The 18504-nt window shown below is 42.5% G+C and carries 13 protein-coding genes and 3 tRNA genes; 12 read left to right on the top strand and 4 right to left on the bottom strand.

All coding sequences use genetic code 11. The features are described from left to right. The first annotated feature begins 9 nt into the window (after positions 1–9). From ptsG to SFRI_RS13570, 11 genes are all read left to right on the top strand, one after another. Positions 10–1761, top strand: coding sequence for a PTS glucose transporter subunit IIBC (gene ptsG, locus SFRI_RS13630; protein WP_011638101.1), 1752 nt, complete (start codon positions 10–12; stop codon positions 1759–1761). Positions 1762–2182: 421 nt separating this feature from the next. After that, positions 2183–4018, top strand: coding sequence for a PKD domain-containing protein (locus tag SFRI_RS13625; protein WP_011638100.1), 1836 nt, complete (start codon positions 2183–2185; stop codon positions 4016–4018). Between the two features lie 510 nt (positions 4019–4528). Next, positions 4529–4948 (top strand): secondary thiamine-phosphate synthase enzyme YjbQ, encoded by a 420-nt coding sequence (locus SFRI_RS13615; RefSeq protein WP_011638099.1) that lies wholly within the window; start codon positions 4529–4531, stop codon positions 4946–4948. 250 nt (positions 4949–5198) lie between these two features. Continuing rightward, the gene (gene uvrY / locus SFRI_RS13610; protein WP_011638098.1) at positions 5199–5843 is read left to right on the top strand and encodes a UvrY/SirA/GacA family response regulator transcription factor; all 645 of its coding nucleotides are present in this window, start codon (positions 5199–5201) and stop codon (positions 5841–5843) included. Positions 5844–5887: 44 nt separating this feature from the next. Then, entirely contained in the window at positions 5888–7720 is a 1833-nt protein-coding gene (uvrC, locus tag SFRI_RS13605) for an excinuclease ABC subunit UvrC (protein WP_011638097.1), read from the top strand. A 44-nt stretch (positions 7721–7764) separates the two neighbouring features. Further along, positions 7765–8313: a CDP-diacylglycerol--glycerol-3-phosphate 3-phosphatidyltransferase gene (gene pgsA / locus SFRI_RS13600; RefSeq protein WP_011638096.1), complete on the top strand. Its 549-nt coding sequence runs from the start codon at positions 7765–7767 to the stop codon at positions 8311–8313. A 316-nt stretch (positions 8314–8629) separates the two neighbouring features. Next, positions 8630–8705 (top strand) — tRNA-Gly (locus tag SFRI_RS13595). Between the two features lie 41 nt (positions 8706–8746). Next, positions 8747–8820, top strand: a tRNA-Cys gene (locus tag SFRI_RS13590). 49 nt (positions 8821–8869) lie between these two features. Then, a tRNA-Leu gene (locus tag SFRI_RS13585) sits at positions 8870–8955 on the top strand. 858 nt (positions 8956–9813) lie between these two features. Further along, the gene (locus SFRI_RS21900; protein WP_049763545.1) at positions 9814–10017 is read left to right on the top strand and encodes a helix-turn-helix domain-containing protein; all 204 of its coding nucleotides are present in this window, start codon (positions 9814–9816) and stop codon (positions 10015–10017) included. Between the two features lie 52 nt (positions 10018–10069). After that, positions 10070–11737 carry a hypothetical protein gene (locus SFRI_RS13570; RefSeq protein ID WP_011638095.1) on the top strand — a complete coding sequence of 556 codons (1668 nt, stop codon included), beginning with the start codon at positions 10070–10072 and terminating at the stop codon, positions 11735–11737. Between the two features lie 18 nt (positions 11738–11755). Here SFRI_RS13570 and SFRI_RS21305 read toward each other — a convergent pair whose 3' ends face one another. Then, positions 11756–11965 (bottom strand): phage integrase N-terminal SAM-like domain-containing protein, encoded by a 210-nt coding sequence (locus tag SFRI_RS21305; RefSeq protein WP_279625715.1) that lies wholly within the window; start codon positions 11963–11965, stop codon positions 11756–11758. A 296-nt stretch (positions 11966–12261) separates the two neighbouring features. Between SFRI_RS21305 and SFRI_RS13565 the strand changes: the two genes are divergently transcribed. Beyond that, positions 12262–13305, top strand: a complete 1044-nt coding sequence (locus tag SFRI_RS13565; protein ID WP_011635888.1) for an IS110-like element ISShfr3 family transposase — start codon at positions 12262–12264, stop codon at positions 13303–13305. A 720-nt stretch (positions 13306–14025) separates the two neighbouring features. On the opposite strand, the gene panP is transcribed toward SFRI_RS13565, so the two are convergent. The 3 genes from panP to SFRI_RS13550 all read right to left on the bottom strand — a co-directional run bounded on the left by panP (position 14026) and on the right by SFRI_RS13550 (position 18445). Then, the gene (panP, locus tag SFRI_RS13560; RefSeq protein ID WP_011638093.1) at positions 14026–15666 is read right to left on the bottom strand and encodes a pyridoxal-dependent aspartate 1-decarboxylase PanP; all 1641 of its coding nucleotides are present in this window, start codon (positions 15664–15666) and stop codon (positions 14026–14028) included. A gap of 230 nt (positions 15667–15896) precedes the next feature. Further along, positions 15897–17066, bottom strand: a complete 1170-nt coding sequence (locus SFRI_RS13555; RefSeq protein ID WP_011638092.1) for a glycerate kinase — start codon at positions 17064–17066, stop codon at positions 15897–15899. Positions 17067–17086: 20 nt separating this feature from the next. Then, positions 17087–18445, bottom strand: coding sequence for a GntP family permease (locus tag SFRI_RS13550; protein ID WP_011638091.1), 1359 nt, complete (start codon positions 18443–18445; stop codon positions 17087–17089). Positions 18446–18504 lie beyond the last annotated feature (59 nt).

Genomic DNA, 18504 nt, shown 5'->3' with positions numbered 1-18504 from the left:
GGTTGTATTATGACATCTAAAACAATAACAGCAGCTAAACCGAAGAAGGCTATGATGAGTGGCGCATTTTCGGTTTTACAAAAAGTGGGCAAATCGGTCATGTTGCCGGTTTCCGTATTACCCGTAGCGGGTATCTTATTAGGCGTTGGGAGCGCGGGTTTTAGTGTGCTCCCCGATATCGTCAATGTGTTAATGGTACAAGCGGGCGAAGCCATTTTTAGCAATATGGGATTGCTATTCGCGATAGGTATCGCGTTAGGATTTGCTAAAAATGATGGTGTGGCTGCTATGGCGGCCTTAGTGGGATATGCCATCATGGTTAAAACCATCGGCGTACTTGAACCGGGTACCGATGTGGGCGTGTTTGGCGGTATGATTGCCGGTGCTATTGCTGCAGCGACCTTTAACCGTTTCTTTAAAATTCAATTGCCTTCATATCTCGGATTCTTCTCAGGTAAACGAAGTGTGCCTATTATTACTGGTTTTGGAGCGATTTTTGCGGGAGTCATCTTATCGTTCATTTGGCCTCCGATAGGCAATGCTATTGCTGTATTTTCCCATTGGGCGGCATATCAAAACCCAACATTAGCCTTTGGTATTTATGGTGTGGTTGAGCGTTCGTTAATTCCAGCTGGTTTACACCATGTATGGAATGTGCCTTTCTTCTTCGAAGCGGGCAATTGTGTTGACAGTTTAGGTAAACCTGCAACAGGTGTATTGACGTGTTATTTGCAAGCGGACGATGCGAGTCGAGCTGCGGGTAATGGCTTCGGTCAACTTGCAGGAGGCTATCTGTTTAAAATGTTTGGTTTACCTGCCGCTGCAATGGCGATTTGGCATACTGCCCGTCCAGAAAATCGTGTCATGGTCGGTAGTATCATGATTTCGGCAGCGTTAACTGCATTCTTAACCGGAATTACTGAACCTATCGAGTTTGCATTTTTATTTGCTGCACCTTTACTTTATGTTGTACACGCGCTGATGGCTGGTTTTGCTTATGTGCTTGTCAATATGCTGGGTGTGGTTCATGGAACTTCTTTCTCTCATGGCTTAATCGATTTTCTTGTTCTTTCGGGGAATTCGCAAAAAATCTGGCTACTGGTGGTGCTAGGTCTCATTTATGCGGCGTTGTATTACGTAGTGTTCAGATTCTTAATTTTGAAGTTCGACTTGAAAACGCCAGGGCGGATGGATGTCGAATTAGAGATCGTTTCATCAGAAGGGACAGAAAGAGCGCGTAACTTTATCGAAGCCTTCGGCGGACCAGAGAATCTGGTCAATGTGGATTCTTGTATTACCCGCTTACGGATGGATGTGCACGATACCAGTAAAGTGGATCAGGCTAGATTGAAGCAGTTAGGCGCCAGTGGCGTATTGATTTCGGGGAATGCAGTACAAGCCATTGTGGGGACTATCGCCGAAGTGTCACGTACCGAAATTGATGAAATGCTCGCGTCGGGTGGTTATCTTTCCGCTACTCCCACGCCTGTAATAGCAACAGCAACGGTTAACATTTCAGCAAAGGATCGCGAGCAAGCTCAAGCCATCCTGCCACTATTGGGTGACGTGAGTTCATGTCGTGCTATTGCTGATAATCGTTTACGCTTAGAAGTGAAAGATGCCAGTCTATTAGACAGTACCGCCCTTCAAGCCCATGGCATTGAAGCTATGTTGGTTTTAAATCCGAACTTGGTTCATTTAATTTTTAGTATGAATACAGCAGGACTAGCCAGCGTGTTAAATGAGACTTTTGCCGACTGAAGCTGTTAAGAAGAGGTGATGCAGTCAGATATATGAGTATTACAATATAGGATGACAGTATTTACCACATGCTGAATAGCTAACAATTGAAGTTGGAAAGGCTTTTTAGGAAAGTGTCCGATTAGCGTTGAAAAGAATAAGCCTCATCAGAAATGATGGGGCTTTTTAATGATTTTAATATGTTCATCATTTTGTGCCTAAAGTTGATGCTTATAAGGTCTCGATTCATCCTCGACATAATGAAAAAACTTAAGTATATGTTTTTATGTTAGTTAACCTTTGTTTTCATTTTCATTTTTTGTTGTCGAAAATAAACCTTGGTGATAGTATTCTTTGTTGTTAACTAAAAATACTCATATTTGCAACAATTTGATTCACTAATCACTAATAATTTAAAATCAAAAAAAGATAAGGATATACAGTGAAATTACATAGGATAGTAACATTAACCACATTACTGGGTTTAACAGCATGTGGTGGTGGAAATGACAGTAGCTCAGATCAAGCCCCATTGACACCGCCCCCGCCTCCGCCGGAAAATATTATTCCGGTTGCTAACATTGCCTCTCTTTCATCAGTAATTTCTTTGACCGAAGTACAATTAAATGGCAGTGCCAGCGTGGATTCCGATGGCCAAATCCAAAGCTATCAATGGCTACAAATTGACAATGGCGCGCCCACGGTTGCGCTTTCTGATGCTACGCAATCTGTAACAGGCTTTATTGCACCTGAAGTACAACAAGATACCGAATTTAGTTTCCAACTGACTGTTACCGATAATGAAGGTGCAACAAACAGCGTTGAAACCCGACTAACTGTATTACCTATCCCTTTACAACAAGGGCATCAGGGGAGAGTGATTGATGGGTATTTAATGGGTGCTACGGTATGGTTAGATATTAACAATAACGGTGTGTTTGATGAAGATGAGCCAAATGATGTCACCGATGCCGGCGGAGAGTATTCGTTGAAATATAATGCCGAGCAACAAGTTTGTGCCACTTTAGTACCGGTAAGAGTAGATGTTCCTGTTGGCGCAATTGATGAAACCGAAGGCGTGGTTACCTCTGCTTATCAACTTATTTATCCTCCGCTTTATGGACAGTTTAATCCTGAACAAGCCGCATATATTACGCCATTAACGTCGGCAGTTTGGGACATGTTATCTTCATCTCCTACGGTTAACAGTACAAACGCAATGGATAGAAATGCCGAGGTTCTTCAAGCTAGTTGTCAACAGCTCATTGACAATCCTCAAAGCCAACTGAATTATGCTTCGCTTATTAATGAAGCCATTGATGATTTTACTCGAAAATCTAACATATCGATTGATGATCTATTCAGCGACTTTATTGAAAATGGGAATCAAGCATTGCAACAGACGGCGCGCCGTTATGTGACGGGGTTAAGCTTAAGTTTGAAGAAGAAAGCTGAACTGTTAACTAATGATGCCTACAAGGACGCGAGTTATATCCGAGTTATTCATTATCTAGATAAAGCACCTGCAGCAGAACAGCTTACTGAAAATGTCTGGTACCGAGATATCGTTGTTTTCTACCCTGACGATAGTCAATTTTTCTCAGAGTCGGCAAGAATGATAAGCGATGATAATGGCGACGTAACTGATGCCGTTCTATATGTCTATTATCGCCGTCATAATAACGCATTTTCATGGGGTGATAATGGCAGGTACATCGCTAGTTATGATGAGCGAAATACCGCTAATGGTCAGTTAGAGACTTGTTTTAATAACGAAAGTATTATGGTTACTCATGACGTCGAACTCGTACCGGTACAATTTACACTAAGCAATACCTACTCAACAGATACTGGTGAGTGTCAATTCACGGCCGATATTTTTACTCAAGCTTATGAGCGTGTTTATTACGTTGATTATAGCGAAAACAATATTAATTATCTTATGCAGTTTTCACAATTTAAAACTAATGGGGCGTTTGCAACGCTTAATGATTGGGTTAATTTACAAGACCGTTCTGCAGAATATTCAACCACAGAGTTAGTCACTTTATTAACTGATTATGGTTATACATTTACAGATGATACTGGTTTACAGGATGCTGACTTTAGCTGGTACAAACGTAAAACTGACGACTCTCAAGAACATAGGGTAACCACCGAGAAAAACTATGATGCAAGTACTGGGATGATTAGTTGGACCCAGTTAACTGAGCAAAGTAATAATACTAATATTAAGCAGTGCAGTAAGGATGGTATTACTTGGGGAGCATGTACGTAGCAATCATTTTGCTAATGCATTAATCAGATTTTGAAGCCCTTACATCAATAAAGATGTAAGGGCTTTATTATTTGCCGTTGGTGCAATTTTTTTGTATATATGTCAGTGCTATAAACTTGTGACAGTATATTTATGCCGTTGCTTTTGGCGTTATTGGTAGCTGATTTTAAATTTATTATTATCATATTGTTTTTATTGTATTCAGCACTTGGGCGTACCCGCTCTATGCTGCTGTGTATTGAAATACAATCACTCACAATCGTGACGCTTACTCCACTTTTAGAGTTAAGGCTCAAAACATCTGTTTTAGTGGTAAATATTGATGTTACTATTTATTGGGCGCTTGTTCGGTAAAGGGTAGGTAAATTGCGTGAAAATCAATGCAAGATGATTCAAACGTAACCCTAATCAGGTGTATAATTTACTATCATTCCGCCAAAAGTATTGTCGATGATAAGCTACATAATTGCTGATCTACCTGCAAATGTCGTTTAAAGAAGGATTTATTTGATGTGGTTACAACGAGAGATGACACTTAATCCGAAGCAGCGTGGATTTCATTTAATTACTGATGAAGTGATAGCGCGGCTGCCAGAGCTAAGAGGTATCAATGTTGGCTTATTGCATGTATTTATTCAGCATACTTCTGCATCGCTTGCGATAAACGAAAATGCTGATCCTACGGTCCGTGGTGATTTGGAGCGACATTTTAATGTACTTGCACCAGAAGGTGCACCATACTTTCAGCATACTTATGAAGGCGCGGATGATATGCCTGCTCATATCAAGTCGACCTTGATTGGTTCTAGCCAGTCTATTCCGATTACCAATGGACGTTTGAACTTGGGTATTTGGCAAGGTTTATATTTATGTGAACATCGCGACCATACTTCGGCGCGTACTATTATTATCACCTTGCAAGGTGAATGATTTAAAATGGTTAAATTGCAATGCTAAGGTAACAAAGCTGCCTGTTTTATGTTCGCTCTTCACGTTAATAATTTACTTTGCTTGTGTCAGTAAATGTAAAGATGCTAAATTCAAGCAGATAAATGAGATGTGTGAAAATATGCAATGTTACCAGTATTTTTTTGCGATAAGATTTTGCATATAAATGTTTTATATATAAAAACGGCCCTAAAATTCAAAATGAATTACGCATAATAATAGGTGGGTTTACGTGATATCTGTATATTTGGTTGACGACCATGAACTCGTGAGAACGGGTATTCGTCGCATTTTGGAAGATGAACGCGGTATTAAAGTCATCGGTGAAGCACCTGATGGAGAAACAGCCGTACAGTGGTCTCGACAGAATGAAGCTGATGTCATTTTAATGGACATGAATATGCCTGGTATGGGGGGATTAGAAGCCACCCGTAAGATTTTACGCTATCAGCCAGACGCTAAAATTATTGTGTTAACCGTACAAACAGAAGACCCTTTTCCGACCAAAGTGATGCAGGCTGGTGCTTCTGGTTACTTAACTAAAGGTTCCACATCACCAGAAGTATTACGAGCCATTACTCAAGTGGCTCGTGGTCAACGTTATTTGTCGCCAGAAATTGCGCAACAAATGGCGCTAAGCCAATTTAACCACTCTGACGAGAATCCATTTAGCAGTTTGTCTGAACGTGAATTGCAAATCATGATGATGATAACCAATGGTGAAAAGGTTAATGATATTTCTGAAAAATTAAATTTAAGCCCTAAAACCGTCAACAGTTATCGTTATCGACTATTTGCGAAACTGGGGATCGGCGGTGACGTTGAGTTGACCCGTTTAGCTATCCGTTACAAAATGCTCGATACAGGTTCATTCTAGTCAGGAATAATGTATTCCTCGCAACGCATTAAGTAGCTTTAATCATGCCAAGTGGTTTTAACGCCAAATCCTTTTTAAAAAATGTTACCTCAGCACCTGGTGTTTATCGAATGTACGATAAGCACCAACAGGTTATTTATGTTGGTAAAGCTAAAGATCTCAAAAAACGTTTAAGCTCGTATTTTAGAGTTAACATCGCCAATGTTAAAACTCAGGCGCTAGTTTCGCATATCGATCATATTGATGTGACCGTTACGCATAGCGAAACTGACGCGTTATTACTCGAAAATGATTACATCAAACAGTACATGCCCAAATACAACGTGCTACTGCGTGATGATAAATCTTATCCATATATTCTGTTGAGCGGCCATAAGCACCCTCGGCTTGCTTATCATCGTGGGCCCAAACGTGAAAAAGGCCATTATTTTGGCCCATATCCTAATGGTGGCGCAGTACGTGAAAGTTTGCATTTAATACAAAAGCTGTTTCCAATCCGTCAATGCGATGACTTATATTATAAATCCAGATCTCGCCCTTGTTTACAGTATCAATTAGATCGCTGCAGTGCGCCTTGCGTGGGGATTGTCAGTGATGATGAATACAGCGAACAGGTCAAATTAGCCGGTTTATTTTTACGCGGAAAAGATAAACAAGTCATATCACAGCTGGTGGCCAAAATGGAAACCGCTGCAATTGATATGGAATACGAGCGAGCTGCGCAGTATCGTGACCAAATTACCGCATTAAGGCGCGTAGCAGAGCAGCAGGAAGTGTCAAATCATAAAGGTGATATGGATGTCATCGGCGTCGATTACGCCTCTGGTATTGCCTGTTTTCATCTACTGTTTATTCGTGATGGTAAAATTTTTGGCAGTCGCAGCTATTATCCTTCCGTACCAGCAGAAACTGAAATTGAAGAAGTGTTGTCATCATTCTTGGGCCAGTTTTACCTAAATGCCGATATTCAGCGCACGATTCCAAAAGAAGTCATCCTCAGTCATCACTTTGACGGTATAACAGAATTACAAGCGTCGATAGAACACGCATTAGATAAAAAGTTTGAGTTAAAAACGCAAGTAAGAGGCGACAGAGCAAATTTTTTACGCCTTGCCATGACCAATGCCAGTAATGCCGTCGCTACTAAGTTATCGCATAAAAATACCGTAGAACAACGCTTTCAATTACTTGAAGAAGCACTTGAGCTTAATGAACCGATTAAGCGGATGGAATGCTTTGATATTAGTCACACCATGGGCGAAAGCACAGTCGCATCGTGTGTGGTGTTCAATCGTGAAGGGCCACATAAAGCTGATTATCGCCGTTACAACATTACCGGTATTACTGGTGGTGATGATTATGCCGCGATGGAACAAGCTATAAGCCGTCGATTTGATAAAATCGATAACAATGGCAAAGTACCTGATTTAGTCTTCATTGATGGCGGTATTGGCCAGTTAAGAGTGGCGCAAACAATTGTCGATGAAAAGTGTGTCAACATTGATCATCCGCCATTGCTCATTTGCGTAACTAAAGGTGAAGGCCGTAAAGCAGGGCTCGAAACGTTTACCGTTGGTGGTAGTGAGCAAACGTTCGAGGTTGCCAGTGACTCACCTGCATTTCATTTGATGTTACACATTCGCGATGAGTCACATCGCTTTGCGATTACCGGACACCGTAATAAACGTCAAAAAACTCGCAATACTTCTACCCTAGAATCCATCGCAGGTGTGGGCCCTAAAAGACGTAAAGCTTTGTTGCAACATTTAGGCGGAATTCAAGAAGTGAAGGGCGCTAGCGTGGCTGAATTGACAAAAGTACCCGGAATTAGCTTAGAAATGGCACAAACAATTCATGATGCATTGCGAGGGGGCTAAAATTAAGGCAAGATTGGCGCTGCTTCTGACAAATTGGTCTTTTTATGCCGTTTAACTTACCTATTGCACTGACATTATTCCGTATTGCTTTGTTACCCGTATTTATAGCGGTATTCTATTTACCATATCCATGGGCACCATTTGTTTCGGCATTTATTTTCTGGTTGGCCGCTTTGACTGATTGGTTAGACGGTTATGCTGCCCGTAAACTTGGTCAACTAACCCGATTTGGCGCTTTTTTAGATCCAGTAGCAGATAAAGTCATGGTGTCGACAGCATTAGTGCTGTTGGTTCAACAAAATGACAATGTGTACTTAACCTTAGCGGCGTTATTTATGATTGGTCGCGAAATTGTTATTTCAGCCCTGCGTGAATGGATGGCCGAAATAGGCAAACGTGGCGTAGTTGCCGTGTCTTGGATTGGTAAATATAAAACTGCCACGCAAATGATCGCCATTATTGGATTGATTTGGAAACCTACACCTTGGCTAACAGATGTCGCTTATGGCTTGTTTTATATTGCCGCAGCACTGACGTTCTGGTCGATGATGAGTTACATTTCAGCAGCTTGGAAAGATTTAACGGCAGAATAGCATAATAATAGTTCAATAAGATTATTTAGTGCGCAAACAGTCAAAATTGCGTAAATCAATAATTGACACACGAGGTTAATTCGGTAGAATGCCTCCCCGTAGACAAGTGATGAGTCAGCAACAAGCCTTAGGGTTTTATGTTAACTAACACGATTAATGCGACATTAGCTCAGTTGGATAGGTTGGAAAACGATACCTTTCTAGCAGATTTAATAAAGCATTGAAAAGATTGAATACGTGACATTAGCTCAGTTGGATAGGTTGAAAGACGATACCTTTCTCGCAGATTTAATAAAGCGTTGAAACGATTGAATAAGCGACATTAGCTCAGTTGGTAGAGCGATACCTTGCCAAGGTATAGGTCATCGGTTCGAACCCGATATGTCGCTCCAATTTCTTATCTTATCCGATGGATTTGAATTTGGTTAAAGATGGCGCGATGGCAGAATGGCTATGCTACGGATTGCAAATCCGTCTATCTCGGTTCGACTCCGGGTCGCGCCTCCACAAAATTGCGTTTAATGGTTACTTTAAGTAACGGTTAAAACAACACTTTGCCCGAGTGGTGGAATCGGTAGACACAAGGGATTTAAAATCCCTCGCTGAATAAGCGTGCCGGTTCAAGTCCGGCCTCGGGTACCATTATAATCTCTAGTAATAGAGAGTGGTGTAAAAAAGCCTCAACAATAGTTGGGGCTTTTTTATGTCTGAAATTTGATCGTCAATGGTAACAAACGATTACAACGCTGAGAGCGATAAAAGCGAACAAGCCTAGAGACTAGGCGGACTTCGTCCTGCTAGTTCGCTACGCGGCTATAAGAGCGGGTAATTCGGAAAGTCAGTAGGTTCTCTGGCTTAACCCTTAACATAGTGAAACTGTTTGACATGGCCTGTGGCCACTAACGTCGTGGCGCTTCACCCACACCAGAGCAAATGGGTAAAGCGCTTGTACCCCTTTGCAAACCCTCAGCGTTCTGATGTGGTCAACATTTTCTGAACAGCGAAAAGGTCGCGACGGAAATTAATCTAGCTTTTGGCCTCGTTTGAATCCTTCTTCGGTCTTATTCGAAAATGCTAACGCTTCCGATGGTACATCCTGTACCGCGAAAGCTAAGCTCACATCCATGTGAGCTTCACGCTATTTTCTTCAACGTCCTCAAGTTCAGAGTTGAATCACGCCAATTGCAAGCAAGGTATGCAAATCATTTATGCCCCTTTATCATTTAGCGTTACAATCCTTGGCGACGAGAAGTCTGCGACTCCCCTTGGTTTCCTTGAGCAACACCGGCCCCCTAAGGCTACAGATATTGCGGAAACAATGTTGTTCCTTACACATGACAATGCGGTTACTCTCATTTTATTATCAGTAATTCGTAACATGGATGCTCATAACTAACTGTTTATATAAAACTATTTGTTTTCGGGGAAAACTGTCTATGTAATGCTTTATTCCTAATCACTAGGATAGTGTTTGAAACATCAACGCAGAAGGAGAATCACATGTTTCGAACTATGAATGACGACGTCCTAGAAGCAATATTCGTAGAAGGTCTGTCCCGGGTCGAGCAAGATCGTTTAATGCAATACCTATACGAAAAGGGGTATAGCGTACCTGCAATCGCCAAAAAATTTGGCCTTAGCAACCAATCTGTTTACAACCGCATCAGTGCACATCGGGGCCGCGGACCAACATTCTCGGCTTAGCAAACCTGTTTGGCAGTGGCTTGCCACTGCCCGTTCTTCGAGGAAAGGCGCTATGAGTAAATCCCAAATTAAAGAAGCACTGAGACGACAGAGTCTTGAATGGTATTTAACCAAATCGGACTCGAACTACTTTACTGCACCTGAGTTGTTCTCACCGTTGTACCGGGTGTTGTATGAGCATTTGTTGCGCGGTGAAGAGCCGCCGTACTATGTGACTGATTTTGATAAAGAGACAACGGCAAACCTGCATCAATGTAGAACATCATTTGATAGATATTTAGTGGCCCTATTCCCAAGTCGGTATGAAGCATCGAACTCGCTTGAATTGCGCTCTACTGAGTTAAAAGAAGGCGAACTGCTTGAGTACCTTCACTCTACGTATGCGAAAGCGACTAGCGATAGAGATTCGTATAACACTGATCGTGAGATTAAATACATATTGGACCTGCTCCCTATTACTGAGGACAAAGTAGAGTGGTTAAAGAAAAAGGCTAAATCACAGTTATATAAACTTCTGGTCTTGTCCTACAAACTATCTATCATCAATCCCAGATGGCGTGAGCTGATCCGTTATGTTGAACCGGAGCGAATGCATAAAGCCAGTATGGACAACGTCGTAGACTTCAATATGCTGGATGATACCAAGGCGAGGGAGAATAGCGCTTTGGTAAAAATGTTCTACTTCGAAATCGATCAAGGTAAGGGTGACGGTGATGCAACACAATCTCGACGCATTATGATCCTTCCCTTTGCCTTTGATTGCCTGTTTAAAGCTGTACAATTAACTGCATACATGCAGTTTTATCTGGGACAGAATTTAGTCCAGATCGAAGAGAAGCTGAAATCATTTAGCACAAGATTTGACTCCATTCTTCATGGCCTTTCGAAACAAACCCTATCCTACAAGAACCACAACCAAGAACTCGCGGATCTGATACAAACCACGGTGCTAAAGAATATTTATACAAACGGGCTACTGGCACGAAAATGTTTTGAGCATAACATTGATTATTGTGAGGTGAAGATAGCCAATAACGGTAACTGGATCATCAACACACAGGATACGTTAAATATTCCTCGACTGATTGAAAGCGAGCTGAATTTGCCTAGTGGTACTTTCGACCCAAGATGGGTAGCCCTGGCCGAAACACTGGCCAAAATCGTACTAAAATCGGATAGAATAGCTCCTGAAGAGTACCATGTGATTCGAAACCTATGTTGTATATTAGTTACTCACTTAAAAGAGCAAGGTAAAGTCAATCTAAAAAGCAATATCACAGGAAAGAAGCATAACGATTTCAGTGTGATGAAAGAACTAGTTAGGGTTCATGACTGGCTGCAGAAAAATGACCCTAACGTCGAAAATAAACATCACTTGAGTCTTATGAGACCAACGACAGTGCACTTTTTGACTTACGCTGTGGGCCAATTGATGTGGTCAATGGATTGTGGTCAACACAGCGAACAATCCAACCTAAGCGACTCAGATTACGTTCAATTTAGTACAACTGTATTCGATACTGTCTTTGAACTAATAATCAAATTGAGGAGTGTCGATCATGTCACTTGCCTGTCTGCAGTAGAATATATGTGTAAGGAAATCTATGGAGTGCACTTTGACCTTGACCAACGCTTCCTTGCGTCACTAGGTGACAAACTTGTTTTGCAAAAACATATTGAGAGGGCGCAAATTGTATGGGACCCGCTTAAAAACCTCTAAGGATTAGTTAGGTGTGATTCATAGATTAAGGTGCAGACTATGTTTATAGAAAAACTGAAGGCCACAGCGGTCAAGTTTTATGGTGATCCAAGAAACATTACCGATAAGTTGGCTGAAGTAATGCATTAAATCATCAATGGTTAGAGTGTCGGGGAAACGGTCAAAAAACTTGGTAATTCGTCGCACAGTTGACGAGTATGCGGCGAATAAGTGTCGCGCAGATGACACTTTATTTGGGTGTTGAACAAACCCGTTTTCGAGGAACGAAATGCTCACTTACCCAAACTATAGTTATCCGAAGTGAGCGGATTAGAACTCTGACTCTAAATGATTTTTGTCCAAAAACGAGCTAGTCACTGCTTGAAAATGCCTAAATTCAACTCTGCACTTGAGGCCGTTGAAGAAAATAGCGTGAGCCTGACAGGACGTCAGGCTAGCTTTCGTTGGCCATGGATGATGAGATGGACGCTCCCTAATGCGCCAAACTGATGTTGAACCACACAGTTACTTAAGGAGCGTCCACCATGAAAGTTACCACTATTTCGATTGATTTGGCCAAGAATGTATTTCAAGTCCTTGGGATGGATTGTCATGCAAAACAAGTCTTCAATAAGCGTTTAAATCGCACTCAACTGACCGAATTTATGCTGCAACAACCCAATTGCGATGTGGTCTTCGAGGCTTGTTATTCATCCCATTACTGGGGGCGTAAGTTTCTCGCTATGGGGCATAACGTTAAGCTCATTCCTGCCCAACATGTCACCCCGTTCGTGCGAGGCAGTAAAAATGATAACAATGACACTATGGCGATTTATGAAGCCAGCTTTAGGCCTAACATTCGTTTCGTGCCAGTGAAAACCGAAGAGCAGCAAGAGATATTGATGTTGCACCGTATCAGGGAGCGATTAGTAAAGGAGAAAACCGCCTGTACTAACCAAATTAGAGGTGTCTTAGTTGATTTTGGCATTTGTTTTGCCCAAGGCTATAAAGCGTTTGAAGTGGCCATTTGGGACATCATTAATGATGCATCACAACGTCCCATAATCAAGCTGATGGCAAATGACTTCTGGGGTGAATATCAAAGTGTAAATACACGTTTAGACAGAATTAATACCTTGATAAAAAAGCTTATTGAGCGTGACCCTAATGGCAAAATATTACTGAGTATTCCAGGTGTCGGCCCCATCATCGCTTCAGCATTTGTCGCATCAATTGGCCGAGGCCAGGCTTTTAATACCGCTAAAGAGTTGGGTGTGTGGCTGGGGTTAACTCCTAAACAATTTGCCTCTGGCCATAGAAGTGTTAATGGCAGTATTACCAAACGAGGCAATGGCTATTTACGCAAGCAACTTATTCATGGTGCCAGAGCAGTCGTCAGCCACGCTAGTAAAAAACAAGATGATTTAAACCTTTGGATAATGCAGTTAAGAAGCCGAAAAAGCATCTGCAGTACGGTGGTTGCCACCGCCCATAGACTCGCCAGACTAATATGGATTTTATTACAAAAACAAGTGCCTTATGTTCCGCAATATGCTGCAAATCAAGGTGTAAACCATGGTACTTGTTAACACTGTTGTCGCTATCTTGCTGAGCTCGGGCTGGCCAAGGGTAATAAACCCGACTGGATGATAATAGCCGCAAGATAGCACATTAAACACTCACCAAGGTTGTTGTTAACGATGAATAAATGGCTCAGTCCAACCAGTGCTAGCCTGAATAGGCCAAGGATAGTGTAAACCTAATCCGCATGGATGTTTCAATTGATAGGCGCAGTGGTACGGATTTCATTAGGGGCGCAGCTTGACTGTTAAGCCCGTATATATGGCAGTTCAACCGCTTCTAGCGGTAAATGAGCCGCATCAAAAACAATGACAAGTGTGAAGCAATAGAATAGAAAACTAAGGCCAAAAAGCTTTGGGTAAGCAGAGTATTATCTTGACTCACCGGGAGCGTCCATATATGGCCTATCGGAAGCGATAGCATTTTCGAATAAGGCCGAAGCAGTCTGCAAATGTAGGTCAAAGTTAAATCTGACCCCATGGCGACTTTTCGCAGCTCTTGTTTTATAAATAGCGAAAATGTTGCGGGGCGGCTGGGAGTTCCAAGAGGGAACCGCCGTTGGTTTCCTCTTGGTCTGGTGTGGGCGAAGCGCCACGACGTTAGTGGCCGTAGGCCATGAGTACAAAAGTACAATGAAAACATCTGGATCCCGGCTTAAAAACACTGCCGGGATGACGAGAAGGTAGCTAACAAGCTATAAACATCGAAGTTATTGATGAGTCTGTGCTCTACAACGCCAACAACTGGGGTAAGTATTCGCTGTCTAATGCGGCTATCTCAACTTGTTCTGTCAGTACATCATGCAATATTTGATGACTGGTCAACGGATTGGCCAGTACCACACGAAATACTGTCGTTGGTTGGCGTAAGTATTTTGCCGGTTTAATACGTGTGCGTGACACAAACGATTTACCTTGTTCGCGTTGATGCTTTTGAATAAATTGTGTCAGTCCATCGAGTAGTTCATTGATTGATGCAACTAAAGCGCTGTCTTGGTTGGCTAGAGCTGTAGTGAGTATAGCTTGCACCGATTTTGGTACATAGCGATAGGTCAGTAAACATAACTCCGGTGCTGTGACTAACTCAAAGTCAGCATGTTGGTCGATGATTGATCCAAAGTAACGGGCTTTTTCTAGGCTGTTATTAATGAGAATTTCATAGCCATCACGGCCAATAATCTGAAGACAAGCATGCACTAGCATTGCCATCCCTGGGCGCGAACCTTCCAGCGTTTGACTGCCTAAGTCTTTTGAACCTACCCGTAGAATATATTCAGCATGGTGCACTATGGCTTTAGCCAGTTCAGGATCTTTAAATAGCACCATACCAGCGCCCATTGGAACATACATTTGCTTATGAGCATCGATAGTGACGGAGTCAGCTAATTCGATGCCTTTCAATAAGTGGCTATATTTTTTAGATAATAAACTCGCGCCGCCCCAGGCAGCGTCGACATGAAAATGGCAATTTAGCTCGCTGGCTAACGCTGCTAATTCAGTTAAGGGATCCACATTGCCTGTTTCTGTTGTGCCAGCGATACCGACAATGGCCATCACTTTAATATTTTGTTGTGCCAGCTTTTCTGCTGCATCTCGCATGGCGGCAACATCGACTTTATGATGTTCATCTGTTGGGATGCTAATGATGTTATCTCGGCCAATACCCAGCAAGTCGGCAGTTTTACCCAAAGAGTAATGACCGCGATCTGACACTAAAATAGCAAGGTCATCATAGCCATAAAAGCGCAATGCTTTCGTCATTCCTTCGCGGGTGACGCCTTTAAAATCGCCGCGTGGTTGTAGCAGCCGGTTTCGGGCAATCCACAGTGCGGTGATATTAGCAACGGTGCCACCTGAGCAAAATGCCCCGAGTGAGTGGTTAGCGCTGTGCATCCATTGATGATAGAAATCATCAGATTGCTGATACACCAAATTATGCATCATGCCTAACACTTGGCGTTCTAATGGAGTAAAGGCTTTGGATGTTTCAATTTTGACTAAATTTTGGTTTAGCCCGACCATCATTTTTGACAGTGGTAACACAAAATAAGGCAAGGCCGAGGTCATGTGTCCAATAAAACTGGGTGCTGAAGTATGGACTGAATGAGCGACTAGGTTTTGCATTATTTCGTCGGCATAATCAGAAACGAACTTGGGTTCTGTTGGGATCTGATAGGCGCTAAAGTCGGTTTCAATTTCTGACAGTGGTTTTTCCAGTGCGGCGATGCTATTACCTAAAAAACCCGCGAGGTCTTGAGATAGCTTTTGCTCAATAATGCTCAACGTCGAGGTTGAATCTTCAGGGGCGGTAAAAATACGCAGTAAACTGTCTTCTGAAGCGTTTGCTTGACGGGTGATTTTCGAGGTCATTTTGCTTGCCGTAATGATGAAAACTTCATCCTGATAGCATTGACGGGTGCTTTACGATTAACGCTGCACCTTCAGGACGAAATGAGGGTGCTAACTTTACTGTATGGCTGGTTCCGCTTCAAGCATTTATCGTGTTATTACTACGGATTAGCTGCGGTTATTCAGAAGATGAAAGATGTTGATATGAATAATCCAACACAAATGTGGTAAGGCATTTGTGTTGGATAAGATTACTTACTCGCAAATGAAAGTGACATGATTGCAGCAATGTTGCGCGCGGTATTGGTTAGATTAACCTGAGCTTCAGACAATACTTGCTCTAAGGGCTGCAACGCAGGAATGATAGGGAAAATAGCGTGCATACCTTCGGCTAAAATAACATCTGCATTTTCACCAAGGCATCCTGAAATGCCAATTACCGGAATATTCTGTTGTTTGGCAACATTCAATACTCCCATGGGGGTTTTACCAAATACGGTTTGACCGTCCATTCGACCTTCACCGGTGATAATGAGATCAGCATTAAGACAATGTTGTGCCAGCTTAACGCTTTTTGTGACAATATCGACCCCAGGTTTTAAGGTTGCATTTAACATTGTCATTACGCCAAACCCCATACCGCCAGCAGCACCAGCCCCTGGGTGCAATTGACAGTGTCCATCAATTGGTTGGTTAAGGTGTTGGTTAATGACATGAGCAAAATGCCCCAAAGCGAGGTCAAGTTGCTCAACCATCTCGGTTGTAGCGCCTTTTTGTGGACCAAAAATAGCACTGGCGCCTCGCGGTCCACATAACGGATTATCGACATCGCACGCCACTTCAATCACGCACTCCTTAATGGCTGGATGGCATAATTGCATGTTGATGTAATGTAATGTGGCTAGGGCTGCACCCCCCAAAGGTAATGGAGTATTAGTTATATCACTGAGTTTTACGCCTAAGGCCTGCATCATGCCTGCGCCGGCATCATTAGTTGCACTGCCACCTAGGCCTAAAATGATGTGTCTTATGCCTCTGTCTAATGCATCGGCAATCAACTCACCAGTACCAAAACTGGTGGTTAATAAAGGATTACGTTGAGTGGATGGCACCAGGTGTAAACCTGATGCCGCAGCCATTTCGATTATTGCAGTTTGGTTTCCATCCTCATCTAGTTGTCCTAACACGCCATAAAATGCGTTTACAGGTAAACCTAAAGGCCCAGTGACAGTAAGATTAATAATCTGTCCTTGGGTGGCATCGACCATCGCTTGCACAGTACCTTCGCCGCCGTCGGCCATTGGCACCTTACAATATTGCGCGTTTGGGAATACCTGCTTAAATCCATCTTCGATGGCATTAGCTACTTCAAGTGCGCTTAAGCTTTCTTTAAATGAATCTGGTGCAATAACGATTTTCATATAAGACTCTGATTAATAATTTACAGTAAAAATAAACTCAGTAGATAAACGGTAATCATCGCCGTGACACCTTGGACTAAAGTCGCCATTGTTTGAGCTCGATACGCTTGTTTGACGCTCATGCGGCTAAATTGAGTCACCACCCAGAAGAAGCTATCGTTTGCATGTGAGACTGTCATCGCACCCGCACCAATTGCCATTACAGTTAGCACTCGGCCCATTTCTGAGGCTAAACCAATATCGCCTAGTAATGGTGCCACTAACGCTGAGGTAGCGACTAATGCCACGGTAGATGAACCTTGTGCTGATTTGAGTGCGGCTGCCACGATAAATGGCATAAAAATGCCCACACCTAAAGCGGATAAACTGCTACCTAAAAATGCGCCAATCTCGGTGGCTTTTAATACCGCACCAAATGCGCCGCCAGCCCCAGTGATTAATAAAATAGGCGCTGATACCACTAAACCTTGGCTGATACGATCGCTAAACTCTTTGATTTTTTGGTTACTTTTTAATAGTGATAATGATAAAAATAAGCCGATCATTAAGGCGTTAACAGGTTGGCCCAAGAATACTAATAAATCGAATAAGCCTTGTTCACCTAGTGGTTTTGAAGGGAAGTTAGCCACCGAGCCTAAGCAGATTAAAATGATAGGCACAAAAATAGGCGCAAATGCTTTGGTAGGACTAGGTAATTCGCCATAGGTTTTCTTTAGATCATCAAAATCTTCTTGTTGTAGATTTAGTTCATCGGCGCCTTCGCCGTCAGGTTGCTCATTGGCAAAACGATTGGCCCACAACATACCGGCAAAAGCGGCAATGGCAGCAACAAACACACCGACAGCAATAACGAGTCCAAGTTGAGATTCAAGACCCAGGTTACCCGCCGCAGCAATAGGACCTGGGGTTGGCGGCACAAAGGTATGAGTTGCGTATAACCCAGTTGCTAGGGCGACGCTCATGGCAACTTGAGACACTTTCATCCGGTTTGCCATTGACTGTTTTAATGAATTTAAAATCACAAAACCTGAATCACAAAAAACAGGGATCGACACTAAGTAACCAATCATTGACATGGTTAACGTTGGGAACCGTTGACCAAACAGTTTAATCACTACATCTGCCATGGTAATGGCTGCACCACTTTTTTCGAGAATGGTACCGATAATGGTACCGAGCACAATGACTAAGCCGATATAACCTAAAATACCACCGAAACCGCCAGTGATGGTTTTGGCGATTTCATTGCTGGGTAAGCCATAGGCAAATGCGGTGAGGAACGACGCTAAAATGAGGGTTAAAAAAGGGTGGAGTTTAAATTTAGAGGTGGCGATGACGATAAAGGCTATTACGCCGAGTAAGATCAATATTAGTCCCATAGAGTACTCGTTATTTATTATTGTAGGGGTGGTTTAGTATTCATCATAGTAAACCATTA

The sequence above is a fragment of the Shewanella frigidimarina NCIMB 400 genome (assembly GCF_000014705.1).
Taxonomy (GTDB): Bacteria; Pseudomonadota; Gammaproteobacteria; order Enterobacterales; family Shewanellaceae; genus Shewanella; species Shewanella frigidimarina.
The sequence above is the reverse complement of the archived record's forward strand: the minus strand, read 5'-3'. Positions and strand labels throughout refer to the sequence as shown.

Excerpts from the sequence above, each read along its gene's own strand:
- ptsG (WP_011638101.1), top strand. The coding sequence starts at position 10 with ATGACATCTAAAACAATAACAGCAGCTAAACCGAAGAAGGCTATGATG.
- SFRI_RS13615 (WP_011638099.1), top strand. The coding sequence starts at position 4,529 with ATGTGGTTACAACGAGAGATGACACTTAATCCGAAGCAGCGTGGATTT.
- uvrC (WP_011638097.1), top strand. The coding sequence starts at position 5,888 with ATGCCAAGTGGTTTTAACGCCAAATCCTTTTTAAAAAATGTTACCTCA.
- pgsA (WP_011638096.1), top strand. The coding sequence starts at position 7,765 with ATGCCGTTTAACTTACCTATTGCACTGACATTATTCCGTATTGCTTTG.
- SFRI_RS21900 (WP_049763545.1), top strand. The coding sequence starts at position 9,814 with ATGTTTCGAACTATGAATGACGACGTCCTAGAAGCAATATTCGTAGAA.
- SFRI_RS13570 (WP_011638095.1), top strand. The coding sequence starts at position 10,070 with ATGAGTAAATCCCAAATTAAAGAAGCACTGAGACGACAGAGTCTTGAA.
- SFRI_RS13565 (WP_011635888.1), top strand. The coding sequence starts at position 12,262 with ATGAAAGTTACCACTATTTCGATTGATTTGGCCAAGAATGTATTTCAA.
- panP (WP_011638093.1), bottom strand. The coding sequence starts at position 15,666 with ATGACCTCGAAAATCACCCGTCAAGCAAACGCTTCAGAAGACAGTTTA.
- SFRI_RS13555 (WP_011638092.1), bottom strand. The coding sequence starts at position 17,066 with ATGAAAATCGTTATTGCACCAGATTCATTTAAAGAAAGCTTAAGCGCA.
- SFRI_RS13550 (WP_011638091.1), bottom strand. The coding sequence starts at position 18,445 with ATGGGACTAATATTGATCTTACTCGGCGTAATAGCCTTTATCGTCATC.